The sequence below is a fragment of the Mycobacterium sp. TH-M106 genome (genome assembly GCF_057473765.1).
On the sequence record NZ_JBYCLE010000017.1, the window covers coordinates 1 to 2,005 of the forward strand.

Here is a 2,005-nt window from a genome sequence, read left to right on the forward strand (position 1 = left end):
GTCGGCACGCACCGTCAGGTCGAATCGGCGCCGCAAGCTGATCACACCCATCGGAGTCTGCTGCCAGCCCAATTCCTCGAAGCGTGCGGTCATCGAAGCGATGATAGCCGAGCGTGAAAGCGATTCCGGTGGCGGAATTCCGCTTGGGTTCAGGGGCGTGGTTGCAACACTTCGTGGTTACTTCGCCCCGAAATAAGCTCGCGCCGGCCTGGAGTGCGGGTCAAAGCGCGGTCGCACTATGTCTCGGCTTCCCGCTCTCTGAGTCGTTCCGGCTACTGTCCGGGGCCCTCCCGTGTGGGAGGATCCGGTCTGGGAATACCGATATCGACTGGGAGAGCGGGAAATCGGGTGGATACTCGGTATCGAGGTCGAGCTGCGGCCGGCTCGGTGGTCCTGTCGCTGCGGGGCCAGAACCGTGCCGGTGAGCCGGGGATGCCGCGGCGCCGGTTGGGCGGACGGCCCAGTCGTTGAGGTGACCGGCGGCGCCGGCGTGGTGGGCTTGAATCAGGTGGGCGATCTTGACGCTGTTGTGGGTGAGCACGCCGAACCCGCACGAGGTTCGCGCGCCGGTGAGTCCGTCGAGCAGGGTGCGGTCGAGACCGTAGCGGCGTTTCATGTAGGAGATGCAGCCTGACCGAGGATCCTCGCGAATACCCTGGATTTGCCCAACGCCGTACATCCCTTCCGTCTTGAACCCGATTAACAGTCCAAAACGTAAGCAGAACACGGCGTTGGAGCAAAAAAACCCTGGTCACGGACCCACGACTATGGCAGAAGAGCCGAAACGAGTCCGGGCATGACCACTGTCGACCCCGCCGAGCTTGAAGCCGCAGCGGAAACTCTCACCGCGCTGCGCGGTAATCTCCGCGCTGCGGCCGATCTGGCAGCTTTGAATACGACACAGCTGCTGCCTTCAGCGGCTGACGAAGTCAGCGCCGAGCTCACTGCACTGTTCAACGCACACGGGCAGTGGTACCAGCAACTCGCACAGACAGCAGGTGAGCGACATCAGCAGTTCATTCGGGCGCTCTCCGCCGCCGGCGACACGTACCAGCAGACCGAACTGACGTCGGCCGCAGCGATGGGTGGTTCGAACCAGATCGCATTCATCATGGGCGGAACCGCGCTGCCGAATCCCACACCGGCATATCTCGCCGAAGTGGATCGAATGTTCATCCAGCCCTACTTTCCTGGGGCTACGCCAGTCGGGCTCTCTACGCCCGAGCAACTGACACCGCTGTTCGGGTCGATGCCGCTTGATCGGTCGATCGCGATTGGTCTCGCCGATCTCCAATCGGCGCTTGCGGCTCCACTCAGCACGGGACAGCACGCCGTGGTGTTCGGCCACTCGCAGTCGGCGATGATCGCCACCGAGGAGATCAGATCGCTGATGGCGGCCGGCGCTCCGTACACTCACCAGCTGTCATTCATCCTCGCGGGGAATCCGAACAACCCCGTCGGCGGTCTCGCCGAGCGATTCACCGGCGGCTACATCCCCGGTTTGGGGATCCCACTGAACGGTGCGACGCCACCGAACTCGCCCTACTCAACATGGATCTTCACCAACCAGTACGACGGAGTTGCCGACTTCCCGCAGTACCCTCTGAACCTGGTGTCGGACGCCAACGCACTAGCTGGCATCGCATTGGGAAATCACGATTATTCGGGGCTCTCGCCTCTCTCTGTGGCAAATGCGTTGGTCCTACCGACATCACCCGGCTACTCCGGAAATACGCAGTACTTGATGGCGCTCACGCAGAACTTACCTCTCGTTCAACCGCTTCGCTGGCTGCCGTCGCCGTACGGCAACGCGATCGCTGACCTGCTACAGCCTGACCTGCGCGTGATCGTCGATATGGGGTACGGATCGGGGGAGTACGCCAACCTCCCGACACCAGCATCTCTGTTCGAGATACCGAACCCGGGCGCGATCCTGCCGGCGTTGGCGCACGGAGCGATCCAGGGCCCGACCGCGGCGCTCGTCGACCTTGGATTGCTGCCGTCG

Annotated in this window: 2 protein-coding genes; both read left to right on the forward strand. The window is 62.9% G+C overall.

Going from position 1 to position 2,005, the window contains the following annotated elements; all coding sequences use genetic code 11:
- The first annotated feature begins 421 nt into the window (after nucleotides 1-421).
- Nucleotides 422-634, forward strand: coding sequence for a hypothetical protein (locus AC2VOP_RS00570; protein ID WP_486959157.1), 213 nt, complete (start codon nucleotides 422-424; stop codon nucleotides 632-634).
- A 162-nt stretch (nucleotides 635-796) separates the two neighbouring features.
- Nucleotides 797-2,005 (forward strand): PE family protein (locus tag AC2VOP_RS00575; RefSeq protein ID WP_486959158.1); only part of this gene is annotated, 1,209 nt, incomplete at its 3' end.